Annotated in this window: 12 protein-coding genes; 11 read left to right on the top strand and 1 reads right to left on the bottom strand. The window is 71.6% G+C overall.

The features are described 5' to 3' along the window. Positions 1 to 4: 4 nt before the first annotated feature. From pgeF to F8R89_RS09645, 5 genes are all read left to right on the top strand, one after another. Entirely contained in the window at positions 5 to 733 is a 729-nt protein-coding gene (pgeF, locus tag F8R89_RS09665) for a peptidoglycan editing factor PgeF (RefSeq protein ID WP_151783584.1), read from the top strand. Positions 734 to 739: 6 nt separating this feature from the next. Continuing rightward, positions 740 to 1,459, top strand: coding sequence for a YggS family pyridoxal phosphate-dependent enzyme (locus F8R89_RS09660; RefSeq protein WP_151783583.1), 720 nt, complete (start codon positions 740 to 742; stop codon positions 1,457 to 1,459). Positions 1,460 to 1,588: 129 nt separating this feature from the next. After that, positions 1,589 to 2,230, top strand: a complete 642-nt coding sequence (locus F8R89_RS09655) for a cell division protein SepF (protein WP_151783582.1) — start codon at positions 1,589 to 1,591, stop codon at positions 2,228 to 2,230. 59 nt (positions 2,231 to 2,289) lie between these two features. Beyond that, entirely contained in the window at positions 2,290 to 2,577 is a 288-nt protein-coding gene (locus F8R89_RS09650) for a YggT family protein (RefSeq protein WP_062674960.1), read from the top strand. 55 nt (positions 2,578 to 2,632) lie between these two features. Further along, the gene (locus tag F8R89_RS09645; protein ID WP_151783581.1) at positions 2,633 to 3,787 is read left to right on the top strand and encodes a DivIVA domain-containing protein; all 1,155 of its coding nucleotides are present in this window, start codon (positions 2,633 to 2,635) and stop codon (positions 3,785 to 3,787) included. Positions 3,788 to 3,994: 207 nt separating this feature from the next. Here F8R89_RS09645 and ileS read toward each other — a convergent pair whose 3' ends face one another. Continuing rightward, positions 3,995 to 7,135 carry an isoleucine--tRNA ligase gene (gene ileS, locus F8R89_RS09640; protein WP_151783580.1) on the bottom strand — a complete coding sequence of 1,047 codons (3,141 nt, stop codon included), beginning with the start codon at positions 7,133 to 7,135 and terminating at the stop codon, positions 3,995 to 3,997. 614 nt (positions 7,136 to 7,749) lie between these two features. Here ileS and F8R89_RS09630 point away from each other — a divergent pair. The 6 genes from F8R89_RS09630 (at position 7,750) to F8R89_RS09605 (ending at position 13,265) form a co-directional block, all read left to right on the top strand. Continuing rightward, positions 7,750 to 8,637: a TraR/DksA family transcriptional regulator gene (locus F8R89_RS09630; RefSeq protein ID WP_151783579.1), complete on the top strand. Its 888-nt coding sequence runs from the start codon at positions 7,750 to 7,752 to the stop codon at positions 8,635 to 8,637. A gap of 70 nt (positions 8,638 to 8,707) precedes the next feature. Continuing rightward, positions 8,708 to 9,307 (top strand): signal peptidase II, encoded by a 600-nt coding sequence (gene lspA / locus F8R89_RS09625; RefSeq protein WP_151783578.1) that lies wholly within the window; start codon positions 8,708 to 8,710, stop codon positions 9,305 to 9,307. 93 nt (positions 9,308 to 9,400) lie between these two features. Continuing rightward, positions 9,401 to 10,345, top strand: a complete 945-nt coding sequence (locus tag F8R89_RS09620) for an RluA family pseudouridine synthase (RefSeq protein ID WP_151783577.1) — start codon at positions 9,401 to 9,403, stop codon at positions 10,343 to 10,345. Next, positions 10,342 to 10,818: a GNAT family N-acetyltransferase gene (locus F8R89_RS09615; protein ID WP_151783576.1), complete on the top strand. Its 477-nt coding sequence runs from the start codon at positions 10,342 to 10,344 to the stop codon at positions 10,816 to 10,818. Before F8R89_RS09620 ends, F8R89_RS09615 begins: the two co-directional genes overlap by 4 nt. An 81-nt stretch (positions 10,819 to 10,899) precedes the next feature. Continuing rightward, positions 10,900 to 12,486 carry a Na+/H+ antiporter gene (locus F8R89_RS09610; protein ID WP_151783575.1) on the top strand — a complete coding sequence of 529 codons (1,587 nt, stop codon included), beginning with the start codon at positions 10,900 to 10,902 and terminating at the stop codon, positions 12,484 to 12,486. 38 nt (positions 12,487 to 12,524) lie between these two features. Continuing rightward, positions 12,525 to 13,265 carry an SDR family NAD(P)-dependent oxidoreductase gene (locus F8R89_RS09605; RefSeq protein ID WP_151783574.1) on the top strand — a complete coding sequence of 247 codons (741 nt, stop codon included), beginning with the start codon at positions 12,525 to 12,527 and terminating at the stop codon, positions 13,263 to 13,265. Position 13,266 lies beyond the last annotated feature (1 nt).

The following is a 13,266-nucleotide window of genomic DNA, read 5'->3' as shown; positions in this document are numbered from 1 at the left end:
TGACGTGATAGGACAGCGCGACACAGTGAGCGGCGCCCACTTCGCCTTCACCGACCGGTGGGGCGGGGTGAGCGCCGCTCCGTATGAGGAGCTCAACCTCGGCGGGGCGGTCGGCGACGACCCGGAGGCCGTGCGGGCCAACCGCGAGATCGCGGCGAAGTCGCTCGGGCTCGGCCCGGCCGACGTCGTCTGGATGAACCAGGTGCACGGGACGGACGTCGCCGTGGTCGACGGACCCTGGGGCGACGCCCCCGTGCCCGAGGTCGACGCGGTCGTCACGGCGCGGCGGGGACTCGCCCTCGCCGTCCTCACCGCCGACTGCGTGCCGGTGCTGCTGGCCGATCCGGTCGCCGGGATCGCCGCGGCGGCCCACGCCGGACGGCCGGGCATGGTCGCCGGGGTCGTCCCGGCGGCGGTGCGCGCGATGACCTCGCTGGGCGCCGACCCCGCCCGGATCGTCGCCCGCACGGGACCCACCGTGTGCGGCCGGTGCTACGAGGTGCCCGGGGAGATGCGCGCCGAGGTGGCCGCCGTCGAGCCGGCGGCGCACGCCGAGACCAGCTGGGGCACCCCCGCGGTGGACGTCGCCGCCGGAGTGCACGCCCAGCTCACCCGGCTCGGGGTGCGCGACCGGGAGCAGTCGCCGGTGTGCACACGGGAGTCGGCCGATCACTTCTCGTACCGCCGCGACCGCACCACGGGGCGACTCGCGGGATATGTCTGGCTGGACTGAGTGGACATGACGGACCGAAAGCATGAACTCGCCGAAAACCTGGCGAAAGTGGAGCGTCGGATCGAGGCGGCCTGCGCGGCCGCCGGGCGCTCCCGCGACGAGGTGACCCTGATCGTGGTCACCAAGACCTACCCCGCCGACGACGTGCGGATCCTGGCGGAACTCGGTGTGCGGCACGTCGCCGAGAACCGCGACCAGGACGCCGCCCCCAAGGCCGCCGCCTGTGCGGACCTGCCCCTCACCTGGCACTTCGTGGGCCAGTTGCAGACCAACAAGGTCCGTTCCGTGGCCGGTTATGCCGATTTCGTGCAGTCCGTCGACCGGGCCCGTCTGGTGACGGCGCTGTCGAAGGAGGCCGTACGGCAGGAGCGCGAGCTGGGCTGCCTGATCCAGGTGGCGCTGGACGCCGGCGAGAGCGAGCGGGGGGAGCGCGGCGGAGTGGCGCCGGGCGGCATCGGGGAGTTGGCCGCCTCGGTGGCCGCGGCTCCGGGGCTGCGGCTGGCGGGGCTCATGACCGTCGCCCCGCTGACCGGCGAGTACGCCGGGCGCCAACGGGCGGCGTTCGAGCGGTTGATGGATTTGTCGACTGACCTGCGCCGAGCCCATCCTGCTGCGAACATGGTGTCGGCAGGGATGAGCGCGGACCTCGAGGAGGCCGTGGCGGCCGGTGCGACACATGTGCGCGTCGGCACTGCGGTACTCGGAGTCCGCCCCAGGCTCGGGTAACGTCGCCAAGAAGTCGGACCACAGCAGAAAATATGGTCAATGTCGCCGAAAGGCGGACGTGACGACCGCGTGGATCGAAGGCACTTGGCAGTCGTCAGCCGATCCACCACAGAGCGGAGGACTCAGAGAATGGCCGGCGCGATGCGCAAGATGGCGGTCTACCTCGGCCTCGTGGAGGACGATGGGTACGACGGCCGGGGGTTCGACCCCGACGACGACTTCGAGCCCGAACTGGACCCGGAGCCGGAGCGGGACCACCGACGGCATGAGCCGTCCCACTCATCTCACAGTGCACATCAGTCCCAAAGGGACGAAGAGGTGCGAATCGTGCAGCCGCCCGCGCCCCGCGAACCGGTGTCCCGGTCGGCTTCGCTGTCCGCGGAATCCGGGCGTCCGGCGCGCATCGCGCCCGTGGCGTCCATCACACAAGAACGCGCAAGCCTGGAGAAGAACGCACCGGTGATCATGCCCAAGGTCGTGTCTGAACGAGAGCCGTACCGGATCACCACACTTCACCCGCGGACCTACAACGAGGCCCGTACCATCGGGGAACACTTCCGTGAAGGCACCCCGGTGATCATGAATCTGACTGAGATGGATGACACAGACGCGAAGCGACTTGTCGACTTTGCGGCCGGTTTGGTGTTTGGTCTTCACGGCAGTATCGAGCGGGTGACGCAGAAGGTGTTCCTGTTGTCTCCTGCTAACGTCGATGTCACGGCGGAGGACAAGGCCCGCATCGCAGAGGGCGGGTTCTTCAACCAGAGCTGAGACGCACCACCGGAACGAGCAGTACCCGACAGGGAACAGGGGAGAGGGAAACACCAGTCATGAGCGTGGTCATGCAGGTTCTCTACATCGCGCTGATGGTGTTCCTCATCGTGCTCATCTTCCGGTTGGTCATGGACTACGTCTTCCAGTTCGCCCGCTCATGGCAACCCGGCAAGGCGATGGTGGTCGTTCTGGAGGCCACCTACACTGTCACCGATCCACCGCTGAAGCTTCTGCGGCGGTTCATCCCGCCGCTGCGTCTCGGGGGCGTGGCGCTCGACCTGTCCTTCTTCGTCCTGCTGATCATCGTCTACATCCTGATCACGCTGGTGCGGAGCGCGATGTGAACGATGTGACAGATACGGTCTTGCCGACTGCCGACGACTACGTTGAGGTGAAGAGATGCCGTTGACCCCCGAGGACGTGCGGAACAAGCAGTTCACGACCGTCCGCCTCCGAGAAGGCTATGACGAGGACGAGGTCGATGCCTTCCTCGACGAGGTCGAAGCCGAACTGACCCGCCTGCTCCGCGAGAACGAGGACCTGCGCGCCAAGCTGGCCGCGGCGACGCGTGCTGCTGCCCAGAACCAGCAGAACATGCGCAAGCCTCCGGAGGGCCCGGGTGGCCCGGGCGGCCCGCAGGACCAGCAGCAGGGCGGCATGCCCCAGCAGGGCGGTATGCCGCAGCAGGGCATGCGCGGTCCCGGGGGACCCGTCCCCGCCGGGATATCGGGCCCGCCGCAGCAGCAGATGGGTGGCCCCATGGGTGGTCCGCCCCAGCTGCCGAGCGGTGCCCCGCAGCTGCCCGCCGGCCCCGGCGGTCAGGGTGGCCCTCAGGGTCCCGGTCCGATGGGCCAGGGTCCGGGGCCGATGGGCCAGCCCCCCATGCAGCAGATGGGCGGCCCCATGGGTGGTCCGATGGGTGGCCCGATGGGCGGTCCCGGTCAGGGCGGCCCCGGTGGCGACAGCGCGGCGCGCGTCCTGTCGCTCGCCCAGCAGACCGCCGACCAGGCGATCGCGGAGGCCCGTTCCGAGGCCAACAAGATCGTGGGCGAGGCGCGTTCGCGTGCCGAGGGTCTCGAGCGTGACGCCCGTGCCAAGGCCGACGCCCTGGAGCGGGACGCGCAGGAGAAGCACCGCGTCGCGATGGGCTCCCTGGAGTCCGCCCGCGCCACGCTGGAGCGCAAGGTCGAGGACCTGCGCGGCTTCGAGCGCGAGTACCGCACGCGGCTGAAGTCCTACCTCGAGTCCCAGCTGCGTCAGCTGGAGACCCAGGCGGACGACTCGCTGGCCCCGCCGCGCACTCCGGCCACGGCGTCCCTGCCGCCGTCCCCGGCGCCCTCGATGGCTCCGGCCGGCGCGAGCGCCCCGTCGTACGGCGGCAACCAGACGATGGGCGGCGCCCCGTCCCCGGCTGCCCCGTCCTACGGCGGTCAGCAGCAGATGTCCCCGGCGATGACCCAGCCGATGGCTCCGGTCCGGCCGCAGGGCCCGTCCCCGATGGGACAGGCTCCGTCGCCGATGCGCGGGTTCCTCATCGACGAGGACGACAACTGACGGACGGCGGTACGCCTCAGGCGTCGGCAGCGTTCAGGGCGAGGCCCCGGATTGAGTTCCGGGGCCTCGCCCTTTTGCTACGCGTGTTCACGGTCTATACGGCGTTTGTTCGGAGCCGGGTGTGATGTCCGACGCACACCACGCCGAAGGCCCGGCACCACCAGGATTCTTGGCGGGCCGGGCCTTCGTGTTGCTCAGCGGGCCGCGTCACGCCTTCCGCAGGCGGAACGTCAGGGTCAGGCCCTCGTCGGTGAACGGCTCCCCGTAGCCGGAGTCGTCCGCCTCGCCCTGGGCGAAGTCCGTCGCCAGGACCTCGTCGGCGATCAGGCCGGCGTGCCCCTCGAGGGCCGCGACCGTCGCCGGGTCCGTCGCCGTCCAGCGCAGGGCGATCCGGTCGGCCACGTCCAGGCCGCTGTTCTTGCGGGCCTCCTGGATCAGGCGGATCGCGTCACGGGCCAGACCGGCCCGGCGCAGCCCCTCCGTGATCTCCAGGTCCAGCGCGACCGTGGCACCGGCGTCGGACGCCACCGACCAGCCCTCGCGCGGCGTCTCCGTGATGATCACCTCGTCCGGGGCCAGGGCGACCGTCTCGCCGTCGACCTCCACCGAGGCCGTGCCCTCGCGCAGCGCCAGGGACAGCGCGGCGGCGTCCGCGGCCGCGATGGCCTTCGCCACGTCCTGGACGCGCTTGCCGAACCGCTTGCCCAGGGCGCGGAAGTTGGCCTTGGCGGTGGTGTCCACCAGGCTGCCGCCCACCTCGGACAGCGACGCCAGCGACTCGACGTTCAGCTCCTCGGTGATCTGCGTGTGCAGCTCGGGGTGCAGGGCGTCGAAGCCCGTCGCGGCGATCAGCGCGCGGGACAGCGGCTGGCGGGTCTTGACGCCCGACTCCGCGCGCGTGGCGCGGCCGAGCTCCACCAGGCGGCGGACCAGGACCATCTGCTGGGACAGCTCCGGGTCGATCGCCGACAGGTCGGCCTCCGGCCAGGACGCCAGGTGCACCGACTCCGGCGCGTCCGGGCTCACCGGCACGATCAGGTCCTGCCACACCCGCTCGGTGATGAACGGGGTGAGCGGCGCCATGAGCTTCGTCACCGTCTCCACGACCTCGTGCAGGGTGCGCAGCGCGGCCTTGTCGCCCTGCCAGAAGCGGCGGCGCGACCGGCGGACGTACCAGTTGGACAGGTCGTCGACGAACGCCGAGAGCAGCTTGCCGGCGCGCTGGGTGTCGTAACCCTCCAGCGCCTGCGTGACCTGGTCGGTGAGCGCGTGCAGCTCGGACAGCAGCCAGCGGTCGAGGACCGGACGGTCGGCGGGGGCCGGATCGGCCGCGGACGGCGCCCAGTTCGACGTACGGGCGTACAGGGCCTGGAAGGCGACCGTGTTCCAGTACGTCAGGAGCGTCTTGCGGACGACCTCCTGGATGGTGGTGTGGCCGACGCGGCGGGCCGCCCAGGGGGAGCCGCCGGCCGCCATGAACCACCGCACCGCGTCCGCGCCGTGCTGGTCCATCAGCGGGATCGGCTGCAGGATGTTGCCCAGGTGCTTGGACATCTTGCGGCCGTCCTCGGCGAGGATGTGCCCGAGGCAGACGACGTTCTCGTACGACGACTTGTCGAAGACGAGCGTGCCGACGGCCATCAGCGTGTAGAACCAGCCGCGGGTCTGGTCGATGGCCTCGCAGATGAACTGCGCCGGGTAGCGGGCCTCGAACAGTTCCTTGTTCTTGTACGGGTAGCCCCACTGCGCGAACGGCATCGAACCCGAGTCGTACCAGGCGTCGATGACCTCCGGCACGCGCGTGGCCGTCTTCTGGCAGGTCGGGCAGGCGAAGGTGACCTCGTCGATGTACGGGCGGTGCGGGTCGAGGTCCGACTGGTCGGTGCCGGTCAGCTCGCTGAGCTCCGCGCGGGAGCCGACGCAGGTGAGGTGGTCGTCCTCGCAGCGCCAGATCGGCAGCGGGGTGCCCCAGTAGCGGTTGCGGGACAGCGCCCAGTCGATGTTGTTGTTGAGCCAGTCGCCGTAGCGGCCGTGCTTGACCGTGTCCGGGAACCAGTTGGTGCCCTCGTTCTCCTCGAGGAGACGGTCCTTGATGGCCGTGGTGCGGATGTACCAGGACGGCTGCGCGTAGTAGAGCAGCGCGGTGTGGCAGCGCCAGCAGTGCGGGTAGCTGTGCTCGTACGGGAGGTGCTTGAAGAGCAGACCGCGCTCGTCGAGGTCCGCGGTGAGCTTCTCGTCGGCCTTCTTGAAGAAGACGCCGCCGACCAGCGGGACGTCCTCCTCGAAGGTGCCGTCGGGACGGACCGGGTTCACGACGGGGAGGCCGTAGGAGCGGCAGACCTTGAGGTCGTCCTCACCGAAGGCGGGGGACTGGTGGACCAGGCCCGTACCGTCCTCGGTGGTCACGTACTCGGCGTTGACCACGTAGTGGGCCTCGGCCGGGAACTCGACCAGCTCGAAGGGGCGCTGGTACGTCCAGCGCTCCATCTCGGCGCCGGTGAAGGACCGCCCGGTGGTCTCCCAGCCCTCGCCGAGGGCCTTCTCGACCAGCGGCTCGGCGACGACCAGCTTCTCCTCGCCGTTGGTGGCGACCACGTACGTGACGTCGGGGTGCGCGGCGACCGCCGTGTTGGAGACCAGCGTCCAGGGGGTCGTCGTCCAGACCAGCAGGGCGGCCTCGCCGGCCAGCGGGCCGGAGGTGAGCGGGAAGCGGACGTAGACGGACGGGTCGACGACCGTCTCGTAGCCCTGGGCCAGCTCGTGGTCGGACAGGCCGGTGCCGCAGCGCGGGCACCAGGGGGCGACGCGGTGGTCCTGGACCAGCAGGCCCTTGCCGAAGATCTCCTTCAGCGACCACCAGACGGACTCGACGTACTCGGGGTCCATGGTGCGGTAGGCGTCGTCGAGGTCGACCCAGTAGCCCATGCGGGTCGTCAGCTCGGTGAAGGCGTCGGTGTGGCGGGTCACCGACTCACGGCACCTGGCGTTGAACTCGGCGATGCCGTACGCCTCGATGTCCTGCTTGCCGGAGAAGCCGAGCTCCTTCTCGACGGCCAGCTCCACGGGCAGGCCGTGGCAGTCCCAGCCGGCCTTGCGGGCCACGTGGTAGCCGCGCATGGTGCGGAAGCGGGGGAAGACGTCCTTGAAGACGCGGGCCTCGATGTGGTGGGCACCCGGCATGCCGTTGGCGGTGGGCGGGCCCTCGTAGAACACCCACTCGGGGCGCCCCTCGGACTGCTCCAGGCTCTTGGCGAAGATCTTCTGCTCGCGCCAGAAGTCGAGCACCGCGTGCTCGAGCGCGGGCAGGTCGACCTGGGCGGGCACCTGGCGGTACGTCGGCTGTGTCATCAGCGAGCTTCCTCCGGCGGACTTGCTGCCTTCCGTCCGGAGGGACGAGAGCTGGGTCTTTCCGTGCGCCGTGCGGCGCGCTCCCGCGGTACCACCCTCCTTGGCCCTCCGGCGCGGGGTGTGCGCCGGTGAGCCCCCTCATTGGGGTCGCGATACCGGGTCTACTCGCCGTCGCGGTGGTCTGCTGCGGCTTTCTTCCGGCGGCTCCGGGGTGATCTTCACGTCGCGCTCGCCCCCGGGCTCACACCGTCCCCGGGTCGCTCTGGGCTGCGTACGCCGCTACTCGTCCCCATCCACGCTTTTCGCTCCGCCCAGTGTACGGCGCCGCGGGGGCGGCGGCCGACCGGATTTCCGGTGCGGGAGGCGGGGGGCGCGGGGGCGGGCGGCGGCCGCGCGCGGTGACTCGAATGGCGCGGCACCCCTGTTCGGATCCCGGGACGTTCTTTCCGGCGGCATACCCGGCGGGGAGCTGGGCACAACGGATGCAGGTCCGGCGCGCTCCCTGCGCGGGGCGGGCGAATCGGGCGGTGTGCCCCGTTGCCGTGGGACTCGAGTCGATTTATCGTCCCAGCACGATTCGCGAGCAAGATCATAAAATGTGAAGGGGCCGCGGCATGGTGGCGAAGAAGACCGCCGTACAGCAGTCGGCGTCGAGCGGTTCGACCCGTGCCGGTGGCTCCGGCCGTGCGGCCTCCGGGGGCACGGCAGGGGGGAAGGCCGGAGCGGCTCCGCGCGCGGGAGGCGGTGCCACGAAGGAGGCGGCGTCCCGCGCGGGCCGGACCGAGGCCGTGGCCGACGGGGCCGCCGTCCCGCAGACGGCCGGGACGCGCGGGGCGGCCGGGAGGCAGGGCACGGGGAAGGGCGCCACGGGGAAGGGCACCACCGGGAAGAGGACCGGCACGGCCGGCGGGACCGGGAAGAAGACGGTGGACGCGGGACGGGCGGCCGGTGAGCGGCCGGCCACCCGGAGCAGGGCCAAGAAGGCGGGCGCGGCGCAGGCCGCGGAGCAGACGGGAGCCACGACAGTGGTTGCGAAGAAGACTCCTGGCACGGCCACGGCGGCCAAGACCGCCGTTCCCAAGGCGCGCATCGCCGCGGCGGACCCCGGCGACCTGGCCGTACGCCCCGGCGAGGACCCCTGGACCCCGGAAGAGGTCGAGGAGGCCCGCGCCGAGCTCCAGGGGGAGGAGACGCGGCTGCGCGACGAGATCACCTCCTCGGAGCGGGCCCTCGCCGGCCTGATGCGCGACTCCGGGGACGGGGCCGGCGACGACCAGGCGGACACCGGCGCGAAGAACATCACGCGCGAGCACGAGCTCGCCCTCGCGGCCAACGCGCGCGAGATGCTCACCCAGACCGAGCACGCCCTGGAACGGCTGGACGCCGGGACCTACGGTCTGTGCGAGAACTGCGGCAATCCGATCGGCAAGGCCCGGATGCAGGCGTTCCCGCGCGCGACCCTGTGCGTGGAGTGCAAGCAGAAGCAGGAACGCCGGTACTGACCGGCAGGCGGGTGACGCGGGACGTGCCGTACTCTCGTCCTCAGTCAGGTACCTAGGTCGAGGGACTCACGTGGCAGAGGCGGAGCGCATCATCGGTACGCCGGACACCCCGGAGGCGGGGGACGCCGGGCCGGAGCAGTCCGACCGGCGGGCTAACGACGCGGCGGCGGCCGAGCGGCCCCGGGGCAGGCGCCGGATCGCCGTGCTCTTCGGCGTGGCCGCGTTCGCGTACGTCCTCGACCTGCTCAGCAAGATGTGGGTGGTCGCGGAGCTGGAGCACCAGCCGCCCATCGAGATCATCGGGGACTGGCTGAAGTTCGAGGCGATCCGCAACGCGGGCGCCGCCTTCGGTTTCGGCGAGGCCTTCACCGTGATCTTCACGGTGATCGCGGCCGCCGTGATCGTGGTGATCGCCCGCCTCGCCCGCAAGCTGTACAGCCTGCCCTGGGCGATCGCGCTCGGTTTGCTGCTCGGCGGGGCCCTCGGCAACCTCACCGACCGGATCTTCCGGGCGCCCGGAATCTTCGAGGGCGCCGTCGTGGACTTCATCGCGCCCAAGCACTTCGCCGTGTTCAACCTCGCGGACTCCGCGATCGTGTGCGGCGGTGTCCTGATCGTGCTGCTGTCGTTCCGGGGCCTGGACCCGGACGGGACCGTCCACAAGGACTGACCGCACGCGGCGGGCGGCCACGGGTTGTCCACAGGCCCGTGCTCGTCCACAGGCCCGTGCGGGTCAGCCCGCCCCGTCCGGCATACTCGACGGGTGAGCACGATTCCCGAGATCCGTACCCTGCCCGTGCCGGACGGCCTGGAGGGCGAGCGCGTCGACGCCGCCATCTCCCGCATGTTCGGCTTCTCCCGTACGAAGGCGGCCGAGCTGGCCGCGGCGGGGAAGGTCACGGTCGACGGGTCGGTGGTCGGGAAGTCCGAGCGGGTGCACGGCGGGGCCTGGCTCGAGGTCGAGATGCCGCAGGCCCCCGCCCCCGTCCAGGTCGTCGCCGAGCCCGTCGAGGGCATGGAGATCGTCCATGACGACGACGACGTGGTCGTGATCGTCAAGCCCGTCGGTGTCGCCGCGCACCCCTCGCCGGGCTGGAGCGGGCCGACGGTGATCGGTGGCCTCGCCGCCGCCGGTTACCGCATCTCCACCTCCGGCGCCGCCGAGCGCCAGGGCATCGTGCACCGGCTCGACGTGGGCACCTCCGGCCTGATGGTCGTCGCCAAGTCCGAGTACGCGTACACCTCGCTCAAGCGTCAGTTCAAGGAGCGCACGGTCGACAAGCGGTACCACACGCTCGTGCAGGGCCACCCCGATCCGACCAGCGGCACCATCGACGCGCCGATCGGCCGCCACCCGAACCACGACTACAAGTGGGCGGTCACCGCCGAGGGCAAGCCGTCCGTCACGCACTACGACCTCATCGAGGCGTTCCGGGCCGCCTCGCTGCTCGACGTGAAGCTGGAGACCGGCCGCACCCACCAGATCCGCGTCCACATGGCCGCCCACCGGCACCCCTGCGTCGGCGACCTCACCTACGGCGCCGACCCGACGCTCGCCAAGCGGCTGCGGCTGACCCGCCAGTGGCTGCACGCGGTGCGCCTCGGCTTCGAGCACCCCGGGGACGGGCAGTGGGTGGAGTTCGCCAGCGACTACCCCGCCGACCTCCAGCAGGCCCTCGAGCAGGTGCGCGAGGAGACCTGGGCATGAGCACCCCCGCGTACACCGTGCGGGTCGCCGAGGACCCCGCCGACCGCGAGGCCTGCTTCGCGGTGCGCAAGGAGGTCTTCGTCGCCGAGCAGGGCGTCCCGCCGGAGATCGAGTACGACGCCTACGACGCCGGCGCGGTCCATGTGCTCGCGGTCCGCGAGGACGGGCTGCCGCTGGGGACCGGCCGGCTGCTGTACGGCGAGGCGGCCGCCGCCAAGACCGGCGGGGACCCCCTCGTGGGATCGCTGGGCCGGCTCGCCGTGACCAAGGAGGCCCGGGGCCTCGGCGTCGGCGCGGCCCTCGTGCGGGCCGTCGAGGACGCGGCCCGTGTGAGGGGACTCACGGCCGTCGACCTGCACGCGCAGACCCATGCCCTGGGTTTCTACGAGCGTCTGGGGTACGTGGCGTACGGACCCGAGTTCCCCGACGCCGGAATACCCCACCGCGCGATGCGGCGCGCCCTGACGCAGTAGGGCGCGAACGCGCTGGTGGGGCGCGAGGCGTGGCAGGCTTGAGGTCTGTCCCGTGGACGCCTATCCGTCGGAGCGCTGACCGTGGATCAGTTGGCCCTGCTGTTCGTGCTGTTGCTCGGGGCCCTGGTGAGCGTCCCCGTCGGAGAGCGGGTCGGCCTGCCGGCCCCGGTGCTCATGACCCTGCTCGGGATCGTCCTCGCGCTGCTGGAGTTCGTCCCCAACGTGGACGTCCCGCCCGACCTGATCCTGCCGCTGCTGCTGCCACCGCTGCTCTACGCCGCCGTACGGCGCACGTCCTGGCGGCAGTTCGCGGCGAACGTACGGCCCATCTTCCTGCTCGCCGTCGCCCTGGTGTTCGTCACCACGGTGTGCGTGGCCGCGGTCGCGCAGGCGATCGTGCCGGGCCTGCCCCTCGCGGCGGCCGTCGCGCTCGGCGCCCTCGTCGCGCCGCCCGACCCGGTCGCGGCCACCGCCGTCGCGGGACAGCTCGGGCTGCCGCGCCGCCTGGTGTCCATCCTGGAGGGCGAGGGCCTGTTCAACGACGTCACGGCGATCGTGCTGTACCACGTGGCCATCGCCGCCGCCGTGAGCGGCACCTTCTCCCCGTGGCAGGCCGGGCTCGACCTGGTGCTGTCGGCCGTGGTCGCGCTGGCCGTCGGGCTCGCCCTCGGCTGGGGCGCCTACAAGCTGATGGACCTGCTGGGCGACCCCACCCTGCAGATCGGGCTCTCCCTCCTGGTGCCGTACGCCTCCTACGTGATGGCGGAGGAGCTGCACGGCTCCGGGGTGCTCGCGGTGCTCGTCACCGCCCTGTTCCTCGCCGAGTACGCCACCGACGCCGACGACGTGATGACCCGGCTCGCCGGGCACACCTTCTGGGACATCGTCGACACGCTGGTCACCGGTGTCGCCTTCGGACTGGTCGGCCTGGAACTGCACAACGCGCTCGGCACCGCAGCCGGGCGCTGGGGCGAGATGCTCACCTGGGCGGGCGCCGTGGTCGGCGTCGTCGTGGTCGTGCGGCTGCTCTACCTGCTGCCGGCCAGCTGGCTCGCCAAACGGATGCACGCCAGACGGGACGTCGAGGAGGAGATCCCGATGACCTGGCGCGAGACCGTCGTCATGTGGTGGTCGGGGATGCGCGGGGTGGCGTCCGTCGCGCTGGCGCTGGCCATCCCGCTGGAGACCGACGCCGGATCCCCCTTCCCGGACCGGGACGAGATCGTCTTCATCGCGTTCGGCGTGATCATGGCGACCCTCGTCCTCCAGGGGCTGACCCTGCCGTGGCTGGTCAGACGGCTCGGGGTGGAGGCCGACAGCGAATGGGAGAAGGAGTACGAACGGTCGCTGGCGACCCGCGCGGCCAAGGCGGCCAAACGCAGACTGCGGGAGATCGAGGCCGTCGAGGAGCTGCCCGACGAGCTGTCCGAGCAGATGCTGCGGCGGGCCCTGGACATCGGCGTGCGGATCAGCCCCGACCTGGGCGAGGAGGAACGCCGGGAGGCCCAGCACCAGCGGGCGAAACGGCTCAAGCGGGTCCGGCGCATCCAGAGCGAGCTGCTGAGCGCGGCCCGCCACGAGATCCTCGCGGCCCGCACCGAGCCGGGGGCCGACCCCGAGGTCGTGGACCGGGTGCTGCGGCATCTGGACGTGCGCAGTCTGCGCTGATCCACCCGCCGGGGCCCCGGGCTTCGTACCATCTGATCATGGCTCGCAACGTTGTCATCAGTGGAGGCGGTACGGGGATCGGGCTCGCGACGGCCCGGTTGTTCGCCGCGGACGGGGACCAGGTGCTGCTGCTCGGGCGGCGCGCCGAGGTCCTGGAGCAGGCGGGGGTGCCCGGCGCCCTGACCTTCGCGGCGGATCTGAGCAGGCCGCGCGGGGCGCGTGCGGTGGAGCGCTTCGTCGCCGCCGAGTTCGGCACGGTGGACGTGCTGGTCCACAGCGCGGGTGGCTCGGGTGGCCTGGAGCCCCGGGTGGACAGCGACGAACCGCTCGACGTCGTCCTGCACGACTGGACCCTGAACTTCGGTCTGAACACGCTGACCGCCGCCCTGCTCACCGAGGCCCTCAAGGACCGGCTCGCCGACCCCGGCGGGCGGGTGCTGTTCCTCAGCTCCATCGCGGCCTACCGCGGCTCGGGCAGCGGGGCGTACGCGGCGTCCAAGGCGGCGCTGCACCCGTACGCCCACGACCTCGCCCGGCAGTTGGGGCCGCGCGGGATCACCGTGAACGTCGTCGCCCCCGGATACGTCGAGGACACCGAGTTCTTCGGCGACGCCATGAGCGAGGAGCGGCGCGCCCGGCTCGTCGCCGAGACGGCCGACGGGCGGGCCGGGACGCCCGGCGACGTGGCCGCGACGCTGCACTGGCTGGCGTCGCACGGCGCCGCCCACATCACCTCACAGATCATCCAGGTCAACGGCGGCGCCGAGCGCGGTCACTGAG

Source organism: Streptomyces sp. SS1-1, from assembly GCF_008973465.1.
Classification (GTDB): domain Bacteria; phylum Actinomycetota; class Actinomycetes; order Streptomycetales; family Streptomycetaceae; genus Streptomyces.
The sequence above is the reverse complement of the archived record's forward strand: the minus strand, read 5'-3'. Positions and strand labels throughout refer to the sequence as shown.

Bases quoted from the DNA above. Each gene is read 5' to 3' on its own strand.
- F8R89_RS09660 (WP_151783583.1), top strand. From the start codon at position 740: ATGACGGACCGAAAGCATGAACTCGCCGAAAACCTGGCGAAAGTGGAG.
- F8R89_RS09655 (WP_151783582.1), top strand. From the start codon at position 1,589: ATGGCCGGCGCGATGCGCAAGATGGCGGTCTACCTCGGCCTCGTGGAG.
- F8R89_RS09650 (WP_062674960.1), top strand. From the start codon at position 2,290: ATGAGCGTGGTCATGCAGGTTCTCTACATCGCGCTGATGGTGTTCCTC.
- F8R89_RS09645 (WP_151783581.1), top strand. From the start codon at position 2,633: ATGCCGTTGACCCCCGAGGACGTGCGGAACAAGCAGTTCACGACCGTC.
- ileS (WP_151783580.1), bottom strand. From the start codon at position 7,135: ATGACACAGCCGACGTACCGCCAGGTGCCCGCCCAGGTCGACCTGCCC.
- F8R89_RS09630 (WP_151783579.1), top strand. From the start codon at position 7,750: ATGGTGGCGAAGAAGACCGCCGTACAGCAGTCGGCGTCGAGCGGTTCG.
- F8R89_RS09615 (WP_151783576.1), top strand. From the start codon at position 10,342: ATGAGCACCCCCGCGTACACCGTGCGGGTCGCCGAGGACCCCGCCGAC.
- F8R89_RS09605 (WP_151783574.1), top strand. From the start codon at position 12,525: ATGGCTCGCAACGTTGTCATCAGTGGAGGCGGTACGGGGATCGGGCTC.